The sequence below is a fragment of the Empedobacter sp. R750 genome (genome assembly GCF_030324345.1).
Taxonomy (GTDB): domain Bacteria; phylum Bacteroidota; class Bacteroidia; order Flavobacteriales; family Weeksellaceae; genus Empedobacter; species Empedobacter falsenii_C.
Genome location: NZ_JACAGF010000016.1, coordinates 33,707 through 55,101, shown reverse-complemented (window position 1 = coordinate 55,101; position 21,395 = coordinate 33,707). Strand labels below are relative to the sequence as shown.

Sequence of the window (21,395 nt, the reverse complement as noted above, 5' to 3'; positions counted from 1 at the left end):
TCTTAAGATTAGAATTGCTTATTGCCATCCACCTCCAACAGCGCGATATAATTCGACCATTGATGATAAAGATGATAATTTCGCATCAACAACATTCAATTCAGCATTTAACCCATTGTCTCTTGCTGTAATTACTTCTAAATAGTTTGCCATACCGTAGTTTAACAATTCTTCAGAATAGGTAATTGCTTGATTGTATAATTGATATTCTTTTTGTTTATATTCAGCTTTCTTCGTTGCTGCATCGTAAGTGTATAACGCATCAGAAACCTCTTTACTTGCATTTAAGATTTTGCTTTTGTAATTAATCAAAGCATTTTCTTGATTTGCTAAAGCGACTTCTTTTTGCGTACGCAATTTGCGTTGTTGTAATAAAGGTTGAGTTAAGTTACCAATCACAGTTGCAAATAAAGATTGCGCGCTAAACAATTTATCGATATCAATTCCTTGTACACCACCTGTTGCAGTAATAGAAAGAGAAGGATAAAAACTTGCATTCGCAACGTTAACATTCTCAAAAGCGTTCATCAATCCAAACTCTGCAGCTTTGATATCAGGACGATTTTCTAATAATTGAGCTGGAACACCAACAGATAATTTTTCATTAATTTTCTGAGAAGCTAAGTTTGTACGATTAATTGATTGAGGATTTGTTCCTAACAAAATACTCATCACATTTTCGTTCATCTTAATTCCATTTTCAACATCAACCAATAATGATTTCACATTGAACAATTGCGCTTCTGTTTGGTTAACTGCAACTTCTGTAACACTACCAGCTTCTTTCAAAGCTTTCGTTGTTTCTAAACTTTGCTCGCGGTTGATTAAAGTTTTATCTAAAATTCTTTTTTGCTCATCTAAAGCCAATAAGTTGTAATACGCATTTGCAATAGAAGCAACAATTTGTGTTTTTACCGCTTTGTGCGCTTCTACAGTTTGCAAATAAGTTGCAGCAGATGCACGTTGATTACTTCTAATTTTACCCCAAATATCTGCTTCCCAACTTAAGTTCCCTGAAACTTCGTATTGACTTTGTGCACGTTTTGACATCAATGCACCAAACTGAGTGTTACGAGAGTTTTCTGTAAACGTATATTTTGGCCCAACAGATAAAGTTGGTAAATAACCTGCTTTACCTTGTTTAGCATACGCCTCAGCGACTGCAATATTTTGCAGTGCCGAACGTATATCTAAATTATTTTGTAAACCTTGATTAATCAAAGCTTGTAATTGAGTGTCTGTAAAAATTTGTTTCCAAGAAACAGTTGCAACACTAGCACTGTCTTTTGCAATAACATCTGTTCTGAAATTTGCTTCATTTACAACAGCTTCAGGACGATGATAATCTTTTGCTACGAAACAAGACTGAACAGCAAACAATCCAGCTGCGATTAAAGTAATATTAAATATTCTGTACTTTTTCATTTTTAGATTGAATTATTATGTTCAATTTCTTCTTGTGGACGATCAAATTTAATTGGTTTAACTTTTTCTTGTAATGTTTGGAAAACAACAAACAATACTGGAATAACAAATAAACCTAAAATTGTACCTACTAATAAACCAAATGCTGCTCCTGTTGCTACAGAACGGTTACCAGCAGATGATACACCTGTTGCAAATACTAATGGCATTAATCCTAAAATGAAGGCAAAAGATGTCATCAAAATTGGACGTAAACGAGCTTTCGCTCCATCTATAGCTGCCTGAATAATTGACATTCCGTGTACACGTCTTTGTAATGCAAACTCTACAATCAAAATGGCATTTTTGGCGAGTAAACCAACCAACATGATTAAGGCAATTTGGAAATAAATATTATTTTCTAATCCAGCTAACCATTGAGATAAATATGCACCCATCATACCACAAGGAACAGATAATAATACTGCGAATGGTAAAACATAAGATTCATATTGTGCAGATAAAATAAAGTACACGAATACGATACATAAAGCAAAAATCATTGCTGTTTGAGAACCTGAATTAATCTCCTCACGAGTAAGACCTGTAAAGTCAGTTCCGTAAGAAGTAGATAATGTTTGTTCAGAAACTTGATTAATTGCTGTAATTGCATCACCTGTAGAGAATCCTGGTTTTACAGCTCCTGTAATATTAGCTGATGTAAATAAGTTGAAACGGTTAACAGAGTTAGGACCATATACACGTTTTAAAGTCACAAATTGTGAAACTGGTGTCATTGAACCTGCATCCGTTTTCACGAACATTTTATTTAAACTTGTTTCATTGATACGATCATCTGGCGAAGCTTGAATGTACACACGGTATTGTTTACCAAAACGTGTAAAGTCAGCTGCATATAATCCTCCAATATATCCTTGTAAAGTTGAGAAAATAGAACTTACTGAAACACCAGATTGTTTTGCTCTTTCAATATTAACATCGATTTCGTATTGAGGGAAACCTGTATTTAAAGAAGTTTGAGCATACATAATTTCTGGACGTTGCATTAAAGCACCAATATATTCCTTAGCAACTTTATCAAAATCAGCAATATCTCCACCTGTTTTATCTAATAATTTCAATTCGAAACCAGAAGACATACCAAAACCTGGAATTGATGGTGGTTGGAAGAAAATCATTTGAGCATCAGGAATTTGAGCTGCAGCACCAAATAATTGTCCAATAATTGATTGTACTGATAAAGCATCTGTTGTACGTTCTTCGAATGGTTTCAATTTAATGAACATCATACCATAGTTAGAACCAGCTCCAGAAATAATAGAGTTACCTGAGATAATTGTTGCTTTATCTAATCCAGGAATTTTTTCAATTTTTTTCTGGAATTCTTTTTCAACCTCATACACACGGTCCATAGAAGCACCTGCTGGTAATTCGATATTACCAATAATAAATCCGTTATCTTCAGTTGGTACGAAACCTGTTGGCATCATTTTTCCAATACCCCAAATTCCTACTCCACTAAGAATAATTAATAAGAATGAAATCCATTTGTGTTTAATTAAAAATTTGAATGAATTACCATATTTATGTGTCATACGATCAAATGAAGCATTGAAAGCATCAAAGAATCGTTGAATAAAGTTACGTTTTTGCTCTCCTTCTTGATGTGGTTTTAAGAATAAAGCACACAATGCTGGAGATAATGTCAAGGCATTTAATGCCGAAATTAAAATGGCAACAATTAAAGTAATACCAAATTGTTTGTAGAATACTCCGGTAGGTCCTGAGATAAATGTTACTGGTACGAACACCGCACACATTACTAATGTAATTGAGATAATCGCTCCAGAAATTTCATCCATCGCATTTTTCGTTGCATCCATAGGAGCTTCGTGATGAGACTCCATTCGAGCATGCACGGCTTCCACAACAACAATGGCATCATCCACCACAATACCAATGGCGAGTACTAAGGCAAATAACGTTAATAAGTTTAACGAGAATCCTGCCAAATTAAGGAAAAAGAATGTACCAATAATAGACACTGGTACCGCAATCAATGGTACTAATGTAGAACGGAGATCTTGTAAGAAAATATATACAACAATAAATACTAAGATAAACGCCTCTATCATTGTGTGAACAACTTTAGAAATAGACGCATCTAAGAATGTATTTGTATCCATTAAGATAGTGTAAGAAACTCCTTCTGGTAATAATTTAGAAGCTTTTTCTAACTCAGCTCTTAAGTTTACAATAATTTCTTGTGCATTAGATCCTGGCGTTTGATAAACAGCAAATACAGCAGAAGGATCTCCATCCATTGCAGAACGTCCTGCATAAGATTGAGCACCAAATTCTACATTCGCTACATCTTTTAATCTAAGAACCTGTCCGTTTGGTAAAGATTTAATAACAATATTACGATATTGATCTTCTGTCTTGTATCGCCCAGAATATGTAATTGTATATTGGAATGATTGTCCAGAGTTTTCCCCTAACGAACCAGCAGCAGCTTCAAGAGATTCTTGAGATAAAGCTGCAGAAACTTCAGAAGGAACTAAACCATAACTTGCCATACGAGAAGGATCTAACCAAATACGCATAGAATAAGTCATCGCACCAAACACAGTTGCATCCCCTACACCGTTTACACGTTTTAAAGCTGGAATAATGTTGATGTTCAAATAATTTTGAAGATAAATCTCATCATATTTAGGGTTTGTTGAACTAAACGAAGCAAACATCAATGCTGACGTCTGTTGTTTTTGTGTCACAACCCCAGAACGAGTTACCTCCGAAGGTAATAATGGTGTAGCACGTGCCACACGGTTTTGTACGTTTACCTGTGCGATATCTCCATCTACACCTGGTTTAAATACAACATCGATAGAAGCAGAACCGTTATTAGAGGCTGTAGAAGAAATATAATCCATTCCTTCAACCCCGTTCACCTGTTCCTCTATCGGAATAATTACAGACTCCATTACTGTCTTTGCATTCGCTCCGGGATACGAAGCTGAAATTTTTACAGTAGAGGGTGCAATATCTGGATATTGTGTTACCGGAAGCGATATAAGCCCCAGTATACCCAATATCAATATAAGGATAGAAATTACCGTAGATAGTACGGGTCTTTCAATAAACTTTTTTAACATATCTATTTACAATTTAGAATACCGTTTTTGTAGATTCTACGATTTGATCAAAGTTTGCTGGAGTTGGTTTAACAGCTGTTTTATCACGTAATTTACCTACACCTTGTGCAACAACTTTATCACCTTTTTTCACTCCGTCTTTTACAACTGCCATGTTATTTGCTCTCTCTACAACAGTAATTGGAGTTGCGTAAGCTGTATCTTTTGTTATTTTGTAAACATAAGTCATACCTTGCTGTTCAAATGTTGCAGCTTCTGGCACAACCAATACATCAACATAAGTTTTTGGAACACGAATACGTCCTGAGTTACCATTTGCCAAAAGCTTAGCTTCATTATTGAACGTAACACGGAAATCGATTGTTCCTGTTGTTGGGTTAATTTGACCAGTTACAGTTTGTATTTTACCTTTTTCAGGATAAACATCTCCATTAGCTAATACTAATTCTACTGCTGGAATTTTGTTTAATTTATCTTTTAAACTAGCTCCTTCAGATTTAGAAATAAAGTTTAAATATTCTTTCTCATTCATAGAGAAATAAGCATATACTCTACTTGTATTTGAAACTGTAGTAATTGGAGTTTGATCCGTAGGACCAACTAATGTTCCTTGACGAGAATTAATAGAACCAACTACTCCACTAATAGGTGCTCTTACAACAGAATAGTCAACATTTGCTTGCGCTCCTTTATAACTTGCTTGCGCTTGTGTAACACCAGCCTGCGCTTGAGACTTAGCCGCTACAGCTTGATTGTAACTCGCTTGTGCTTTTGCTAGATTAGCTTTTGCAGTTTCTAATTGTACATTACTAATAATGTTTTTCTGTACCAAAGGAGTTAATTTGTTTACCTCTACCTGAGCTGCTTGCACTGCCGCTTGCGCTGCACTTACATTAGCCTGAGCCGCTTTTACATTAGCTTGCGCTGCACCAACACCAGATTTTAAAGCATCCGCATTTTGAGTTAAAACATTTGTTTCTAATTTAAACAAAGGCTGACCAGCTTGTACATATTGGCCTTCATCAACATAAACTTCTGTAATGTATCCTTGGATTTTTGCACGAACATCATTATTTACGATACCTTGAATATTTGCAGGGTATTCATCATAACTCGTCACCACTTTCGTAGGCACATCAACTACCGGATAAGGTGTTGGACCTTGTGCTTGTTGAGCAGCAGCATTGTCTTTCTTTCCACAAGAACTCAAAGCTATTGCCAAAGCACCAACCATTATAACGTTAACGTTTTTCATATTACTTTTACTTATTTTCTAGTTGAATTTTATTTATTTTTTGTATTGTTTCGTCTAATATCACTTTTGTTTGATTAAGATGTTCCAAATAGATATCAACTACTCTATTTTCAATATTTTTAGAAAGCGTATTATTCGCTAGTTTATGTTCTTTTATTCGATTTGTATAACCTATATCTTGAGAAATCATTTCAAATAAAAAATCTAATTTCTCTGTCAAATAATTAAAATTTAATCTAAAATATCTTTTTCTAGAGTTAATTTTATTTATGTACTCGATGTGTTTCATCGATAGTAAGTAGTTAATAGAGTTTGATAAGGAGCTTTTACTAACATTAAAAATCTCAAGAAGTTCTTCAAACGTGAATCCTTCCTCATCAGAATCTAAAATCATGTATGCTTGCAACTTAGCTGTCAATGGAGGAAAACTGTAAGTTCTCTCCAAAAAAGCACTAAAGCTGCAAAAAAGATCCGAATTACATGCTTGATTTTTTATATTCATAATGTGTATAATCTACAAAACCATGCAAATATAAAATAGTTAGTTCGGTTTACACAGAACTAACTATACTTTTTTCGTTATTTAACAATAAATTAAATTAATAATTTGTTAATCCACTATTTTTAAGACTAACAAAAAATAGACCAAACCAATTAATAATAAGTCAATTATAGTAAATTTAATTATTATTTTATACAATATTAGATAAGCAACCTTTTGTTTAAAAGAACTATTGAAGTTTAAAATTTATAGGAGTTTTTCTTAAAAAAGTATTAATTTCATCAATATCGTTCTGGTAATCAAATTTTAAATCTTCATGAAATTTATCAAAAATTGAAAAAATCAATTTCAATCTCCCATGTTGATAGTTGTATAATTTTTCTGCATTATCTCCTATTGTATAAGTTTCAAAAAGATAAGGATAACGATTAAAAGATTCTTGAATGATATATTTTCTCAATTCAAATTCTGACACTTTATCTTTCGTAATTTGAACATGATAATTCACAATCCCACTCAATGTTTTTAGCGTCAACAACAATTGACGATGACTTCTATTTATATTAATTTGATTAATTAAATGATGAGATTTTTTAAACTGTAAATCAATCTTTACATAAATATTTTTTACACGATCTTGCAGATCATTTTCATCTTCTAATAATTGAAAATGTAAATGCTCTACCAAGGTTTCATCTTTATTGATAAGACGCAAAAGAAGTTTATCTTTTTCTTTTGAAGGAAGATCTAAAATGGAGATTTTCAACTCGGGAACGTCTTTCAATTTCATACTTATTTTGTTTGTTGTTAGCTTGCTTAAAATTACAAAAATATTCGAGAAAATTCATTTTACACAAAACGATTAAATCATATAAATAATGTATATTCGAAAAAATAAATCATAACCTAAATGCCAAAATCACTCAAAATCTACATCATTTCTTCTGTTGTTCTCATTCTATTTTTGTTGAGTTTAAACCTTATTGGTTTGAATTTAAAAGGAGAATATACCTATCAAATTCTTGCTTGGACTTGGATTATTTTCACCTTTTACATCGTTATTAAATTTTGGAAAATTATCTATATCAAAATTTATGGATTTTTGCTTTTTGCTTTAGTTGGATTAAGCATTTTACCAATGGCAATTCCATTTGTTTCCATACTTAGTTTTTTATTTAATATGAATACAATTCAAACCATTAAATTTAATGATGAATATAAAATAGTGGTTACGAAAAAAGTTATGGCAAAGAAACGCGCTTATATCTACAATTCTGAATCTAAATTTCTTATTTTAGAAAAATCACAAAATATTGCGAGACCTGATTATAATGATATTGTTTCTGAAACATTAAATATTAATTCTGATGATCCAAAGCGATATGAATACGTAAATGAACCTATTCAACAAGCTAAATTGGTTTCTGTAAACAAGGATAGTATTGGCATTGAATATCAAATTCTCAACAAAAAGAAAATTATTTATCATAATCTTAACGAAACTTATGGATATTAAACGTATTTCGTGATTTATAATCCGTACTTTTGCACTCCGAAAAAAGGATTATAATTATGAAAAGCGTTGTAGAACACAGAAAATTACTTGGAGTTGATAAAAATGTCACTCTAAAAGAGTTGAAAACAATTTACAGAAATACGATGAAAGATGCGCATCCTGATAAATTTATCAACGACGAAGCAGGTAAAATAGAAGCTGAAGAAAAAAGTAAAGTTGTGATCGAAGCATACCACTTTTTAGTAAGTATTAATCCTGAAACGCACGAAAAAAATAAAGAAGAATATACGATTACAACTGCAAAATCCAACATTCATGATTTTTATATGGATGAACAAATTTTGAAAGTAGAACATTTAGATGGAAACCATTACGAATATTTCGGTGTTCCTAAAAATACGTACATCAAAATGGTAAATTCTGACTCTCCAAGCCGTTTTGCTAGAAGACATATCTATGGAAAATTTACGCATAGAAAAGCTGGTGAAGCAATGAAAGATTAATTATCGGAACGATATAAAACCAAAAAACCACTTCGCAAGAAGTGGTTTTTTTTATACTTTTTCAAACAATTCTTCATTTACTACAATACCTAAATTCTTTTCATTATGTTTTAAATGATTTACTACATATCCAGAAAACCCAATTTGTTTTAACATAAGCTTATTAATTAATTTATTTAATCGAAAAGAGATTTGATTTACTTGTTTATAATCTTCTGTTCCTTCATTAATATTTCTTCCATGAAGAAAGTTATTTCTATGATTAATTGCATTTATTTCATCTTCATTTAACTTTATATCATTTATATTAAATGGTTCTAAAAGCTTATCTCTATTTGTAGGCTTATTAATATTTTCAATATTTTTTCCTAATATTTCAATTGAATTATCGCCTCCAAGCTTTATTATATCTTGAGAAAAAACATCTAGGACTTCTTTAAGCTTAGCTATAAAACTTTTAGATATTTTTTTATCTAAAATAGGCTTTAAACCTTTATTTTCTTTAATTAGAATATTGGTTAATCTTTCTAAAGCAACTGAATAGCATGCTGGTTTTAGAATTAGACTTGATACGTTTGCTTCTAAAATTAACAAAATTACAATTGCATAATTTTCATCAAAATGGACCAAATTACAAAGCTTAGAAAATAATAAAGAATCAAACACTTTTAATTCATTTCCAACAACTTTAATAACGTTCTCTTCATTGGTGTAATCATATGGATTGGAATATATTGGGTTATATATTCCTTTAGAATAAATTGATGGACGTAATTGTAAATAAGAAAAACTATCAATTATATTGAAATCTTGGTTATTTGAAGTAAAATAATATGCTTCATCTTGAATAAAATCTCCTGAAATAAAACCATATGAAATCATAATTGAATGACATAAATCCGCAAATTCATCTACAACAATCTGTTCGTTTGAATCAATAATAAAATAACGTTTACCATTTCGATTTGTTTCATAAAAATTAAAACTAAAGTGAGACATTTTAAATGATAAAAAACCTCTAGAATAAAACATATTTTCATCACAATATGTCTTTGCTTCTATAAAATTGAAAAGTTGCGCATTTTTATTATTAACAGGTATTCCAAAACGACAAAAGACTTTACTTTTTAAATTAACGCCTTTTTTTAATTCATGAATTTCTCCAAATAAATAATTAACATTATCAATATCATTTGTTTTGGTAAGATAAAAATTTGAAATATTATATGTATATTTTCCTACAAACAATATAATATCAAAAGATTTACTATTCAGTAGACATTCAAAAAGCTTTTCATCAAATTCAACATTCAGATCAAATCCGCCTAATTTATTTTTACTTATAAGTCCATTTAGGTTTTCTATATTAAAGATTGGAATATTAATATGAACATTCTTTTTTTCGAATAAATCAAAAACTAAGTTGAATACTGAATTAAAATAAACACTATTAACACTATTAACACTATTATTACTTTGTTCTTGGTGATCCATATTTAAAATAAGATTAACTCCTAAAGTACGAAAAGTAGTAATATAAAACTAAAAAAACCACTTCGAATGAAGTGGTTTTTTTATGCTTTATAATTCCATTAATTAGTTTCCTAAAATATAGTTGAAAATCAGTGGTGCTACGATTGTTGCATCAGATTCGATCATGTATTTTGGTGTATCGATATCTAATTTACCCCAAGTAATTTTTTCGTTTGGAACAGCTCCTGAATATGATCCGTAAGATGTTGTAGAGTCAGAGATTTGACAGAAATATGCCCAGAAAGGAACATCTGTCCACTCTAAATCTTGATACATCATTGGAACAACACAAATGGGGAAATCTCCAGAGATACCACCTGCAATTTGGAAGAAACCTACACCTTTACCATCAGAATTCGCACGATACCATTCTGTTAAGTAAATCATGTATTCAATTCCAGATTTTACTGTAGACGCTTTTAAATTTCCTTTGATTACATTAGATGCAAAAATATTTCCTGTTGTAGAATCTTCCCAACCTGGACAAACAATCGGTAAATTTTTCTCAGCCGCAGCAACAATCCAAGAATCTTTCGGATCAATTTCGTAGTATTGCTCTAAAACTCCAGAATTTACAACTTGGTATAAGAATTCGTGTGGTAAATAACGCTCTCCTTTTTCTTCTGCTGCATGCCAAACATTCTCTAAATGCTCTTGTAAACGACGAAAAGCTTCCTCTTCTGGAATACACGTATCTGTAACACGGTTGAAGTGTGTATCTAACAATTCGCGCTCTTGCTCTGGTGTTAAATCACGGTAATTTGGAATTCTTTTATAGTGAGAATGCGCAACTAAATTCATTACGTCTTCTTCTAAATTTGCTCCTGTACAAGAAATGATGTGCACTTTATCTTGGCGAATCATTTCAGCTAATGAAATTCCTAATTCAGCAGTAGACATTGCTCCACCCAAAGAAATTAACATTTTACCACCTTCTAACAAGTGTTGCTCATATCCTTTTGCAGCGTCAACTAAAGCAGCTGCATTAAAGTGTCTATAGTTGTGTTCTATAAACTGACTGATTGGTCCTTTACTCATTTTATTTGTTTTTTATTTATTTAAAATTCAATTATTTGTACCCCAAAGTATTCAACACATCTTGATGCGTTTGTTCTTCAGAATATACTTTTGCTTCGTAATTTTCGTCAATCAAAATATATTTTGGTTGAGGAATCAAACAGTGATTAATTCCACCAAATCCACTAATATTATCTTGATATGCTCCTGTATTAAAGAAACCAATGTACAATGGTTTTGCTTGATCATATTTCGGAAGATAAATAGCATTTACATGTTGTTCTGAGTTGTAATAATCATCAGAATCACATGTTAAACCTCCTAATAATACACGCTCATACTTATCGTACCAACGGTTAATTGGCAACATGACAAATCGTTTCGAAATTGCCCAAGCATCTGGCAAAGTTGTCATAAAAGAAGAATCGATCATATCCCAATATTCCTTATCATTTTGTTTCTTTTGATAAAGAATTTTGTACACCACTCCTCCACTTTCTCCTACTGTAAACGAACCAAATTCTGTAAAAATATTTGGAACGGGAATTCCTTCTTCATCACAAATCATTTTAATTTGCAACAAGATTTCTTTCGCCATGTATTCGTAATCATATTCGAAATTCAACGAATTTTTGATTGGGAATCCACCACCAATATTCAAACTATCTAATTCTGGACAAACTTTTTTAAGGTTTACATAAACTCTCAAACATTTTGTCAACTCATTCCAATAATATGAATTGTCTTTAATACCTGTATTAATGAAGAAATGAAGCATTTTCAATTTAATGCGTTCATTTGGTTTTACCATTGTTTGATAAAACGGTACAATATCCTTGTAGCCAATTCCTAAACGAGAAGTATAAAACTCAAATTTTGGTTCTTCTTCAGATGCAATACGAATTCCGATTTCAAAATCGCCTTCTATCGCTTCCGAAAACAAATCAACTTCTTCGTAATTATCAATCACTGTGATTGTTTTACGATGTCCGCTATTTACCAAACGAGCAATATTTTCTACATATTCTTCACGTTTGAAACCATTACAAACAACATATTGATCGTCTGTAATCAAACCTTCTCCAATCAAATTTTCGACAATATTAATGTCAAATGCAGAAGATGTCTCGATATGAATATCGTTTTTTAATGCTTCGCCTAAAATGTGGCGAAAGTGAGAACTTTTTGTACAATAACAATAATTGTAAGTTCCTTCATAGTTTAACTCTTCACGCGCTTTTTCAAACCAACCTTTCGCTTTTTGTATGTTTTGCGAAATTTTAGGTAAATAAGTAAATTTCAATGGTGTTCCATGTTCTTCGACCAAAGCTTTTAGGTCAATTCCATTAAATTTTAAGTACTCTCCATCTAATTCAAATTCATCTTGTGGAAAGTCAAATGATTGCGTGATTAAATCTATGTATTTAGTTTTCATTATGCTTTATAAATGTTACGTGTGTTTAATAATTCTAAAAAATTTGCGAGAAAAAATTTAGGGTATTACAGACGTATCGCATAATATACATTGCGAAGCAATAAAGGGAAAGAATAATTCTTAAATTCGTTTCTATTCATTAAAACTACTGCGTTAAAGCTCTTTCTATTCTCAACGCTTTCGAATAAAAGGTTAAAACTCATCAACTTTTTTTATTAAAAAAATTATAAAAATACTTGTCGCAAATATAAGTTTTTTAATTCTGTTAAAAAGATAAAATAATATTAAAATTTAGCTTTACAGAACTGATGTTTTATGATGTAGGACAAATATTCAACAATTGTTCAAAAATTTATTTTTTCTTTAAGGTTTAGCAAGGTTAAATATTGTATTTTTGAAATCGTTTTGAACGTAAATTATGGGTAAAATTATTGCTATTGCTAACCAAAAAGGTGGTGTTGGTAAAACGACAACTTCGTTAAACCTTGCCGCTTCATTAGGTGTTTTAGAGAAAAAAGTTTTATTAATTGACGCAGATCCGCAAGCAAATGCAACATCTGGTTTGGGTTTTGATTTGGATGAAATCGAAGCAGGAACCTATGAAGTATTGGAAAATGAAGTACTTGCAAGCAAAGCTATTTTACAATCAGAATCGCCAAACCTAGACTTGATGCCTGCTCATTTAGATTTAGTTGCTGCCGAGATTGAGATTGTAGATTACGAGAACCGCGAATACATGTTAAAAAACGCGTTGTCAGAAATCAAAGATCAATATGATTATATTATTATAGATTGCGCGCCTTCACTTGGCTTGATTACTTTGAACGCGCTTACAGCTGCTGATTCTGTGATTATTCCTATTCAGTGCGAATATTTTGCGTTAGAAGGTTTAGGTAAATTATTAAATACGATAAAAGGAATTCAACAACATCACAACAAGGAACTGGATATCGAAGGTTTATTGTTAACGATGTATGATTCTCGCTTACGCCTTTCTAATCAGGTTTTAGACGAAGTGAACAATCATTTTCCGCAAATGGTTTTCAAAACAATTATTACTCGAAATGTACGTTTGTCAGAAGCACCAAGTTTTGGCGAAACAATTATTCAGTACGACGCAGCAAGTAAAGGTGCAGAAAATTACTTAAATTTAGCGCGTGAATTTTTAATTAACAACAACGATACAGTTTAAATAAAATGGCAAAGCCAAATAAAAATAATCGCTTGGGACGTGGATTATCTGCTCTATTAAAGGATGAACCAACTGTAAAAACTGCACAAGATGAAGGTGCTAAAAAATTGGTTGGAAATATTTTGGAAATAGATTTAGAAAAAATCACCGCGAATCCTTGGCAACCACGAACGAATTTCGATAAAAAAGCTTTAGAGGAATTGGTTTCGTCTATTCAAACATTAGGCGTTATTCAACCAATTACGATTCGTAAAAAACCAACTGGTGAATATGAATTGATTTCTGGTGAAAGACGTTTTCGCGCTTCACAATTAGCTGGTAAAAAAACAATTCCGGCTTATGTGCGTTTAGCAAATGACCAAGAAATGCTGGAAATGGCATTGGTCGAAAATATTCAGCGTCAAGATTTAGATGCGATCGAAATTGCACTCTCTTACCAACAATTGATTGATGAAATCAAGTTAACGCAAGAGGAATTAAGTAAACGTGTTGGAAAAGACAGAACGTCGATTACCAATTATTTGCGTTTATTGAAATTAGATCCAATTATTCAAACAGGAATTCGTGACGGAATGATTTCAATGGGACACGGCCGTGCTTTAATGGCGATTGATGACACTGATTTGCAATTTGATATTTACGAAAAAATTGTCAAGAACAATTTATCTGTTCGTGATACAGAGCGTTTAATCAAATCTATAAAAGAAGGAAAACCTGAGAAAAAAGCAACAAATGAATTGCCTTCTCAGTACAAGGAAGCATTAAGTTCTATTTCAAGTTCATTGAATACAAAAGTTGAAATAAAACGTGCAAATAATGGAAAAGGTAAAATCATTTTGAATTTTACTTCTGATGATGAGTTTGAACGATTAAGAAAATTCTTAAATGAAAATTAAAACATTCTTACTTGGATTAACGATTTCATCGACGTTTGCTTTTGGTCAAGTTAAAACTGACTCTTTAGTAGTTGTCGAAAATAATGTTATTGTTAACGATACGATGAGCGTAACCAAAGAAGTTTTGATGGAAAAAAGTCCAATTAGAGCCTCTTTGTATTCGGCTATTTTACCTGGTGCAGGACAATTGTACAACAAAAAATGGTTGAAAGCGCCAATCGCTTTAGGTTTAGTAGGAACAGGAACTGGTTTCACGATTTATTACAATAATTTGTACAAAAAATACCGAAAAGCATATATTGCGGTAAGAGAAGGAACGCCAAACGAATTCTCAGGAATTTTATCTGCAGAACAATTGGCAGTTATTCAAGACGATTACAAACGCAAACGCGATTATAGTGTCGCTTTAACAGCATTAGCTTATTTATTAAATATTGTCGATGCAACTGTTGATGCGCATTTATTTACAGTTCGTAATGATACAGAAATGTCATTCAAACCAACAGTCATTCAAGATGAAATGACATTAGAGCCAGTTTTAGGATTGGCATTTAACTTAAAATTTTAGAAATTACAGATGAAAATTGCATTAATAGGATACGGAAAAATGGGAAAAGCCATTGAAGAAATTTTAATTCAACGCGGTCACGAAGTTGTACTTAAAATATCTCGTACTCCACTTGCGGAAGAATTAAATGATGTTGAAGTTGCAATAGAATTTTCTAGACCAGAATTTGCTTACGACAACCTTAAAGTATTACTTAAAAATAAAGTCGCAACAATTTGTGGAACAACAGGATGGTTAGATAAACAAGAAGAAATTAATCATTTAGCAATTTCAAATAACACCGCTTTTTTATATGCTTCTAACTTTAGTTTAGGCGTTAATTTATTCTTCGAATTAAATTCTATTTTAGCTCGAATGATGAATAAATACCGTAACGAATACCAAATTAATCTAGAAGAAATTCATCATACACAAAAGCTTGATGCCCCTTCTGGAACAGCGATTACAATTGCAGAAGGAATTATTGACAATTCAACATATAATTCTTGGTCGATGGACGAAAAAGCAAAAGATATTATTCCAGTTGAAGCAAAAAGAATCGAGGACGTTCCTGGAACACATATCGTACAATATAACTCTGATGTAGACACTATTGAGATTTCTCATACTGCGCATTCTCGCAAAGGTTTTGCCTTAGGTGCCGTAATTGCAGCGGAATGGATTTGGAATAAACAAGGTGTTTTCACAATGAAAGATGTACTTGAACTGAACTAAATTAAAATACTAAATATCAAAAACTTATGCATGTACTAATTTACTGGTTAATTGGTTTTATTATTGCCAATATAATCTTTGGAGCTGCAACTTGGAAATTATATAAAAATGCTGGAAAGCAAGCAATTCAAGCTTATATTCCTTTTCTAAATATCTGGAAAGGTTTAGAAATTATTCATCGTCCAAAATGGTGGATTATTCTATTTTATTTGCCAATTGTTGGTCCTATTTTTTGGTTAGTATTCTTTGTTGATTTAGGAGATTCTTACGGAAAAATTGAAACAAAAGACAAAGTCATTATGGTTTTGACTTTAGGTTTATACATTTTTGCAGTTAATTATTCTGATAATCCAAAATATTTAGGACCAGAAAAACGCAAACCAACATTTGTTTCTTCCTTAATTTTTGCCCTTGTTTTGGCAACTTTGGTTCATAACTGGTTTATTCAACCAATGATTGTTCCAACAGGATCAATGGAAAATACAATCAAAATTGGGGATGCCTTATTTGTAGAAAAAGTAAGTCACGGAGCGCGTGTTCCTATGACGCCAATCGGAATTCCATTTTCTGAGTTCATTTACCGCGATGGTTTTATCGACAAAGCGCGTTTACCTTATATGCGTCTTCCGGGGTGGAGAGATTTAAAATCGAATGATATTGTTGTTTTCAACTACCCTACAGATTCTGTTTATTCTGCTATCGATCGTAAAGATGCGTATGTAAAACGTTTGGTAGGTTTACCAGGTGAAACAATTCAAGTTCGTAATGGAGTTTTATATGTAAATGATAAAAAATTCATTCCGAAAAAAGATGCACAAGTTCAACATGCGTATACAGTTGTTGTAAAAACTCCTTTCAGCGATAAATTATTATACGATAATTTCGGAATTATTAGTTCTGATTATAACGCTGCAAAACAAGCTGACGGAACATTTATTTATCAATTTGCTGCTTTGACTGATGCTCATGTTACAGCAATGAAATCTAATGCAAATGTAGTTTCTGTTGAACCAATTTTACAACCAGTTGGTGAAAAAACAGAGCACATTGTAAATGGAAAAATTGATAGTACAAATACGATTTTCCCTGTAAACAAAACGTGGAATACAGATCAATATGGACCTTTATATATTCCGAAAAAAGGTGATGTAGTTGATGTAAACAAAGAAACCTTAGCACAATACATCAATGTAATTCGTAAATACGAGCACAATAGTTTGCGTGTAGATTCTGCGAATGGTAAGTTTGATGTGTACATTAACGATCAAAAAACAAATAAATACGAAATCAAACAAAACTATTACTTCATGATGGGAGATAATAGAAATCAATCGTTAGATGCGCGTTTCTTTGGATATGTTGGAGAAGATCACATCATTGGTCGTCCAATTATGATTTGGGCAAATATGAACGGAATGTTCGAGCCTGCTGCTCCTAAGAAATTTATTTGGAACCGTTTCTTTACATCAATCAATAATGATAATCCAGACAAAACTTCGTACGGAATTTATGTTTTAATTGCCTTAATTGGTTGGATTGGATACGATATTGTAAAAGCTCGTAAAGAGAAGAAGAAAAACAAATATTAATAAAAAGAGCGATAAAATCCTCTAAATTATAAAATTAACAACACTATAAATGTGCATTATAAGCTACTTGTAATGCACATTTCCATATAAAATAATAGAATGAAAAATACGTTTGCAGCTTTTTATTTTGGACCGATTGATTACTATGCAGAAATGGTAAAAAGCCAAACTTTGGATATCGAAGTTCAAGAAAATTTTCAAAAGCAAACTTACCGTAACCGCATGTATATTTTGGGCGCAAATGGTAAATTGATGTTGAATATTCCAATCTTACATAACGGAACTCGTTTGTTCAAAGATTTACAACCTTCTTACGAATATGATTGGCAAAAAGAACACATCAAATCGTTGAAATCAGCTTATCAAAGTTCTCCATATTTTGAATATTATGAAGATGAAGTTATTCCTATTTTAGAACAAAAAGAGAAATTTCTTTTAGATTTTAATCTAAAAACGATTGATTTCATCAACAAGAAATTAAGCTTAGATTTAGATATTTCAAAAACTGAAACCTATCAAGATTTGAATCCTGAAAATGATTTCAGAAATCAATTTTCTGCTAAAAAAGCACCTCAATATAACTTACCAGAATATGCGCAAGTTTTTGATGATAAATTTGAGTTTATAGAAGGTTTGAGTATCTTAGATTTACTTTTTAGCGAAGGACCAAGTGCCGCAGTATATTTAAAAAACTTAATAAAATAACAACATGAGAAAATTATTTATTGCTTTAGGATTTGCCTTTACATTAGGGTTTGCTCAAGCACAAACAACAGAAGTACCAAAAGAAAAATGGTATCATGCAGGTGTAGAACAAACAGGTATTTATGGTGTAAATACTGATCAAGCTTTACAATTCTTAAAAGACAACAAAAGAAAAGCAAATACAATTATTGTAGGAGTTTTAGACAGTGGTGTTGAAAATTTCCACGAAGATTTGAAAGCGAATATGTGGTCAAATCCAAAAGAAATTCCAGGAAACGGAATAGATGATGACAAAAATGGTTACATTGATGACGTACATGGTTGGTCTTTTTTAGGAACTGCAAAAGGAATCAATTACAATGATGATACAACTGAATTAACACGTGTTTACAAAGCTTTATCATCTAAATATTCAACTTTTGATCAAAAGAAAAATCACGAAGCTATTGTAAAAAATCCTACTGAATATGCTGAATTCCAAAAAATTGAAAAAGAATATTTAAGTGCTGTAGGAAAAGCAAAATATAACCAACAAGTTGCTCAATCTAAATTGAATGCAGTTGAAGGTGGTGTAAATAAAATGGTTCTTGAGTTTGGTGATACTAAATTATCAAAAGATATTTTAAAGAATTATCAACCAACAGATTCTCAAATCTTAGAAGCTTTGTGGATTTTTGGTGAGTTAAAAGAAGAGCAATGGGTTGGAAAAACAATGAAAGAAGTTTCGAATACCTATTTAGGAGCTACTCGTCGTGCTGCGAAGGGAGATGCTTTATCTTCTCACTTAAATCTAGATTTGGTTGATCGTAAAGATGTTGACAATCCAAATGATAAGAAAGAACGTTTTTATGGAAACGGAGATTCTAACGGACCTGAGTCTTCTCATGGAACTCACGTTGCTGGAATTATCGGTGCTGTAAGAGGAAATAATATCGGTTCTGAAGGAACAACAGGAGGAAATAATGTAAAAATTATGTCTGTTCGTACAGTTCCAAATGGAGATGAGCGCGATAAAGATGTTGCAAATGCTATTTATTATGCAGTTGACAATGGAGCAAAAATCTTGAACATGTCTTTCGGAAAACCTTATTCTCCTGATGCAGATTTAGTTTGGGATGCGTTCAAATATGCTTCTGATAAAGGTGTTTTAATCGTTAAAGCTGCAGGAAATAGCAACGAAGATATTGATGTTCATGTACATTATCCAACTAATTTCAGAAATGGAAATACAGTTTCTAAATCTGTCCTTACAGTTGGTGCTTCTACTAAAGATCCAAATGCCTTAAAAGCTCGTTTCTCAAACTATGGTAAAAAATCGGTAGATGTTTTTGGACCAGGACAAGAGATCTATGCAACATATCCAGGTGTTGATCAATATCGTTTCTTAAACGGAACTTCTATGGCTTCGCCTGCTGTTGCTGGTGTTGCTGCATTAGTTTGGTCACATTATCCAAAATTAACAGCAGAAGATATTCGTACTATTTTAATGGAAACAGTAAATAAAAACGATCAATTAAAAGATATTTCTGTTGCTGGAGGTGTTGTAGATTCTTACAAAGCTGTACAAAAAGCTGAAGAAATTTACAAACAACGTAAGTTGAAATAATTTTAATTTTAACACAACATTATAAAAAGGCTTCAAATTTTGGAGCCTTTTTTGCGTTTAAAATCGAGATAATTTTAGATGTAACAATTTCAGTTGTTTCTCGACATATAGATAAAATCAATTATGAAAAAATTCTTATTAAGTATATCAGTTGCTATGTTTGTTGGTGTGGCATCGTTCGCACAAGAAACGACAACTGCTCTACCTTTACCTAAAGTTGATCAAAAATATTGGCAACACGAATCTTTCGAAGAAAGTGGTGTTTATGGTGTAAATACGCAAAAAGCTTTACAATTTTTAGAATCAAAAAAACGTAAACCATCACAATTAATTGTTGGTGTTTTAGATTCTGGAGTTGAGATTACTCATCCAGATTTAAAAGATAATATTTGGACAAATAGCAAAGAAATTGCTGGGAATGGAATTGACGATGATAAAAATGGTTATGTTGATGATATTCACGGTTGGAATTTTATCGGAGGAAAAGATGGTAAAAATGTTGATGGAGATACATTAGAGTTAACACGTCTTTTTGTAAAATACCGCGATTTATTCGAAAAAAGTAAAGATGCAGCTTCAAACAAAACGAAATTCCCAAAAGAATTTGAAGAATATCAAAAAATAAAACCTGAGTTCGAAAATAAATTAGCCGAAGCAAAACAAAATGCTGCGCAATATGTACAGATGAATGATATTTTCTCTGTTGCATTTCCTGCTTTGATTAAAGAATGGGGCGAAAAAGATTTGAATGAAAAAAATATGATGTCTTTTAAACCTGTTTCTAAAGAAGCACAACAAGGGATGATTATTTTTGGTATGGTTCCGAAAGAAGCTTGGGAAGGAAAATCGATGAAAGATTTCTTAACAGAAGTTGGAAATGAAATTTCAGAAGGAACAAAATATTACAAAGAACAAGTTGAAATTAACTTGAATACAGAATTAGATCCTCGTCCAATTGTTGGTGATAATTATGCTGATAAATCAGAACGTTTTTACGGAAATAATGATGTAGACGGTCCTGATTCTATGCACGGAACGCACGTTTCTGGAATTATTGCAGCAAAATCTGGGAACGGAATTGGAATGGATGGAATCGCAGGAAATGGTTATGTAAAAATCATGTCAGTTCGTACAGTTCCAAATGGAGACGAACGAGATAAAGACGTTGCAAATGCCATTCGTTATGCTGCAGATAATGGAGCAAAAATCTTAAATATGTCTTTTGGAAAAGCTTATTCTCCAGATAAACAAATTGTTTGGGATGCATTTAAATATGCTGAGAAAAAAGGTCTTTTATTGATTAAAGCTGCAGGAAATGAAAACGTAAATATTGATGACGAAATTCACTTCCCTACTGTTTATGATAACAAAGGTGCAGAAGTTTCTAAAAACGTAATTACAGTTGGAGCAAACACAATGGATAATAATAATTTAAGAGCAAGTTTCTCTAATTTTGGTAAAAAGTCTGTAGACGTTTTTGCACCAGGAAATGAAATATATTCTACCGTTCCTAATAAAGATGGGGAATACAAAAACGAAAGTGGAACTTCCATGGCTTCACCAGTTGTAGCGGGAGTTGCGGCTTTGGTTTGGGCACATTATCCAAAATTAACTGCAACAGATATCAAACAAATTTTGTTAGAATCTGTCAACAAAAATCCTGCTTTAACAGATATTTCTGTAACAGGCGGTGTTGTTGATGCGTACAAAGCTGTTCAATTAGCAGAAAAAATGTATGTTGCTAAAAAATTGAAGTAATTAGTTTTATATAAATTGTTTTA

At 31.9% G+C, this 21,395-nt stretch carries 18 protein-coding genes; 10 read left to right on the top strand and 8 right to left on the bottom strand.

The features are described from left to right. Positions 1 to 18: 18 nt before the first annotated feature. The 5 genes from HXZ74_RS14305 to HXZ74_RS14285 all read right to left on the bottom strand — a co-directional run bounded on the left by HXZ74_RS14305 (position 19) and on the right by HXZ74_RS14285 (position 7,130). Positions 19 to 1,425 (bottom strand): efflux transporter outer membrane subunit, encoded by a 1,407-nt coding sequence (locus HXZ74_RS14305; protein WP_286475983.1) that lies wholly within the window; start codon positions 1,423 to 1,425, stop codon positions 19 to 21. 2 nt (positions 1,426 to 1,427) lie between these two features. Next, entirely contained in the window at positions 1,428 to 4,583 is a 3,156-nt protein-coding gene (locus HXZ74_RS14300) for an efflux RND transporter permease subunit (RefSeq protein WP_038330602.1), read from the bottom strand. Positions 4,584 to 4,596: 13 nt separating this feature from the next. Next, positions 4,597 to 5,838 carry an efflux RND transporter periplasmic adaptor subunit gene (locus HXZ74_RS14295; protein WP_286475981.1) on the bottom strand — a complete coding sequence of 414 codons (1,242 nt, stop codon included), beginning with the start codon at positions 5,836 to 5,838 and terminating at the stop codon, positions 4,597 to 4,599. Between the two features lie 7 nt (positions 5,839 to 5,845). Further along, the gene (locus HXZ74_RS14290; protein WP_286475979.1) at positions 5,846 to 6,340 is read right to left on the bottom strand and encodes a GbsR/MarR family transcriptional regulator; all 495 of its coding nucleotides are present in this window, start codon (positions 6,338 to 6,340) and stop codon (positions 5,846 to 5,848) included. A gap of 229 nt (positions 6,341 to 6,569) precedes the next feature. After that, on the bottom strand, positions 6,570 to 7,130 hold the full coding sequence (locus HXZ74_RS14285) for a hypothetical protein (protein WP_286475977.1): 561 nt from the start codon (positions 7,128 to 7,130) through the stop codon (positions 6,570 to 6,572). A gap of 120 nt (positions 7,131 to 7,250) precedes the next feature. On the opposite strand from HXZ74_RS14285, the gene HXZ74_RS14280 reads away from it, so the two are divergent. Both HXZ74_RS14280 and HXZ74_RS14275 read left to right on the top strand, forming a co-directional pair. Next, entirely contained in the window at positions 7,251 to 7,856 is a 606-nt protein-coding gene (locus HXZ74_RS14280) for a hypothetical protein (protein WP_286475975.1), read from the top strand. 56 nt (positions 7,857 to 7,912) lie between these two features. Beyond that, positions 7,913 to 8,359 carry a KTSC domain-containing protein gene (locus tag HXZ74_RS14275; RefSeq protein WP_038330588.1) on the top strand — a complete coding sequence of 149 codons (447 nt, stop codon included), beginning with the start codon at positions 7,913 to 7,915 and terminating at the stop codon, positions 8,357 to 8,359. Positions 8,360 to 8,410: 51 nt separating this feature from the next. On the opposite strand, the gene HXZ74_RS14270 is transcribed toward HXZ74_RS14275, so the two are convergent. The 3 genes from HXZ74_RS14270 to HXZ74_RS14260 form a co-directional block, all read right to left on the bottom strand. Next, complete coding sequence (locus tag HXZ74_RS14270; RefSeq protein WP_286475973.1) at positions 8,411 to 9,853, bottom strand: hypothetical protein; 1,443 nt, start codon at positions 9,851 to 9,853, stop codon at positions 8,411 to 8,413. A 102-nt stretch (positions 9,854 to 9,955) separates the two neighbouring features. After that, the gene (locus HXZ74_RS14265) at positions 9,956 to 10,930 is read right to left on the bottom strand and encodes a deoxyhypusine synthase family protein (protein ID WP_180904449.1); all 975 of its coding nucleotides are present in this window, start codon (positions 10,928 to 10,930) and stop codon (positions 9,956 to 9,958) included. Between the two features lie 31 nt (positions 10,931 to 10,961). Beyond that, positions 10,962 to 12,344, bottom strand: a complete 1,383-nt coding sequence (locus HXZ74_RS14260) for a type III PLP-dependent enzyme domain-containing protein (protein WP_180904450.1) — start codon at positions 12,342 to 12,344, stop codon at positions 10,962 to 10,964. A 418-nt stretch (positions 12,345 to 12,762) separates the two neighbouring features. On the opposite strand from HXZ74_RS14260, the gene HXZ74_RS14255 reads away from it, so the two are divergent. The 8 genes from HXZ74_RS14255 (at position 12,763) to HXZ74_RS14220 (ending at position 21,372) form a co-directional block, all read left to right on the top strand. Further along, on the top strand, positions 12,763 to 13,536 hold the full coding sequence (locus tag HXZ74_RS14255) for a ParA family protein (RefSeq protein ID WP_038330582.1): 774 nt from the start codon (positions 12,763 to 12,765) through the stop codon (positions 13,534 to 13,536). A 5-nt stretch (positions 13,537 to 13,541) separates the two neighbouring features. Then, complete coding sequence (locus HXZ74_RS14250) at positions 13,542 to 14,432, top strand: ParB/RepB/Spo0J family partition protein (protein ID WP_286475970.1); 891 nt, start codon at positions 13,542 to 13,544, stop codon at positions 14,430 to 14,432. Then, entirely contained in the window at positions 14,422 to 15,000 is a 579-nt protein-coding gene (locus HXZ74_RS14245; RefSeq protein ID WP_286475968.1) for a DUF5683 domain-containing protein, read from the top strand. The genes HXZ74_RS14250 and HXZ74_RS14245 overlap by 11 nt, the downstream gene beginning before the upstream one ends. Positions 15,001 to 15,009: 9 nt before the next feature. Further along, on the top strand, positions 15,010 to 15,714 hold the full coding sequence (gene dapB / locus HXZ74_RS14240; protein WP_286475966.1) for a 4-hydroxy-tetrahydrodipicolinate reductase: 705 nt from the start codon (positions 15,010 to 15,012) through the stop codon (positions 15,712 to 15,714). 26 nt (positions 15,715 to 15,740) lie between these two features. Then, complete coding sequence (lepB, locus tag HXZ74_RS14235) at positions 15,741 to 17,303, top strand: signal peptidase I (RefSeq protein WP_286475965.1); 1,563 nt, start codon at positions 15,741 to 15,743, stop codon at positions 17,301 to 17,303. 99 nt (positions 17,304 to 17,402) lie between these two features. Further along, entirely contained in the window at positions 17,403 to 18,008 is a 606-nt protein-coding gene (locus tag HXZ74_RS14230; RefSeq protein ID WP_280045574.1) for a WbqC family protein, read from the top strand. Positions 18,009 to 18,012: 4 nt separating this feature from the next. Then, positions 18,013 to 19,614, top strand: coding sequence for a S8 family serine peptidase (locus HXZ74_RS14225; protein WP_286475962.1), 1,602 nt, complete (start codon positions 18,013 to 18,015; stop codon positions 19,612 to 19,614). 123 nt (positions 19,615 to 19,737) lie between these two features. Further along, a complete protein-coding gene (locus HXZ74_RS14220) occupies positions 19,738 to 21,372 on the top strand; it encodes a S8 family peptidase (protein WP_280061509.1) in 1,635 nt (544 codons plus the stop codon). Positions 21,373 to 21,395: the final 23 nt, after the last annotated feature.

Coding starts and splice junctions, on each gene's coding strand:
- HXZ74_RS14265 (WP_180904449.1), bottom strand. CDS start 10,930: ATGAGTAAAGGACCAATCAGTCAGTTTATAGAACACAACTATAGACAC.
- HXZ74_RS14245 (WP_286475968.1), top strand. CDS start 14,422: ATGAAAATTAAAACATTCTTACTTGGATTAACGATTTCATCGACGTTT.
- HXZ74_RS14230 (WP_280045574.1), top strand. CDS start 17,403: ATGAAAAATACGTTTGCAGCTTTTTATTTTGGACCGATTGATTACTAT.
- HXZ74_RS14260 (WP_180904450.1), bottom strand. CDS start 12,344: ATGAAAACTAAATACATAGATTTAATCACGCAATCATTTGACTTTCCA.
- HXZ74_RS14255 (WP_038330582.1), top strand. CDS start 12,763: ATGGGTAAAATTATTGCTATTGCTAACCAAAAAGGTGGTGTTGGTAAA.
- dapB (WP_286475966.1), top strand. CDS start 15,010: ATGAAAATTGCATTAATAGGATACGGAAAAATGGGAAAAGCCATTGAA.
- HXZ74_RS14305 (WP_286475983.1), bottom strand. CDS start 1,425: ATGAAAAAGTACAGAATATTTAATATTACTTTAATCGCAGCTGGATTG.
- HXZ74_RS14300 (WP_038330602.1), bottom strand. CDS start 4,583: ATGTTAAAAAAGTTTATTGAAAGACCCGTACTATCTACGGTAATTTCT.
- HXZ74_RS14275 (WP_038330588.1), top strand. CDS start 7,913: ATGAAAAGCGTTGTAGAACACAGAAAATTACTTGGAGTTGATAAAAAT.
- HXZ74_RS14285 (WP_286475977.1), bottom strand. CDS start 7,130: ATGAAATTGAAAGACGTTCCCGAGTTGAAAATCTCCATTTTAGATCTT.
- lepB (WP_286475965.1), top strand. CDS start 15,741: ATGCATGTACTAATTTACTGGTTAATTGGTTTTATTATTGCCAATATA.
- HXZ74_RS14225 (WP_286475962.1), top strand. CDS start 18,013: ATGAGAAAATTATTTATTGCTTTAGGATTTGCCTTTACATTAGGGTTT.
- HXZ74_RS14280 (WP_286475975.1), top strand. CDS start 7,251: ATGCCAAAATCACTCAAAATCTACATCATTTCTTCTGTTGTTCTCATT.
- HXZ74_RS14290 (WP_286475979.1), bottom strand. CDS start 6,340: ATGAATATAAAAAATCAAGCATGTAATTCGGATCTTTTTTGCAGCTTT.
- HXZ74_RS14270 (WP_286475973.1), bottom strand. CDS start 9,853: ATGGATCACCAAGAACAAAGTAATAATAGTGTTAATAGTGTTAATAGT.
- HXZ74_RS14220 (WP_280061509.1), top strand. CDS start 19,738: ATGAAAAAATTCTTATTAAGTATATCAGTTGCTATGTTTGTTGGTGTG.
- HXZ74_RS14250 (WP_286475970.1), top strand. CDS start 13,542: ATGGCAAAGCCAAATAAAAATAATCGCTTGGGACGTGGATTATCTGCT.
- HXZ74_RS14295 (WP_286475981.1), bottom strand. CDS start 5,838: ATGAAAAACGTTAACGTTATAATGGTTGGTGCTTTGGCAATAGCTTTG.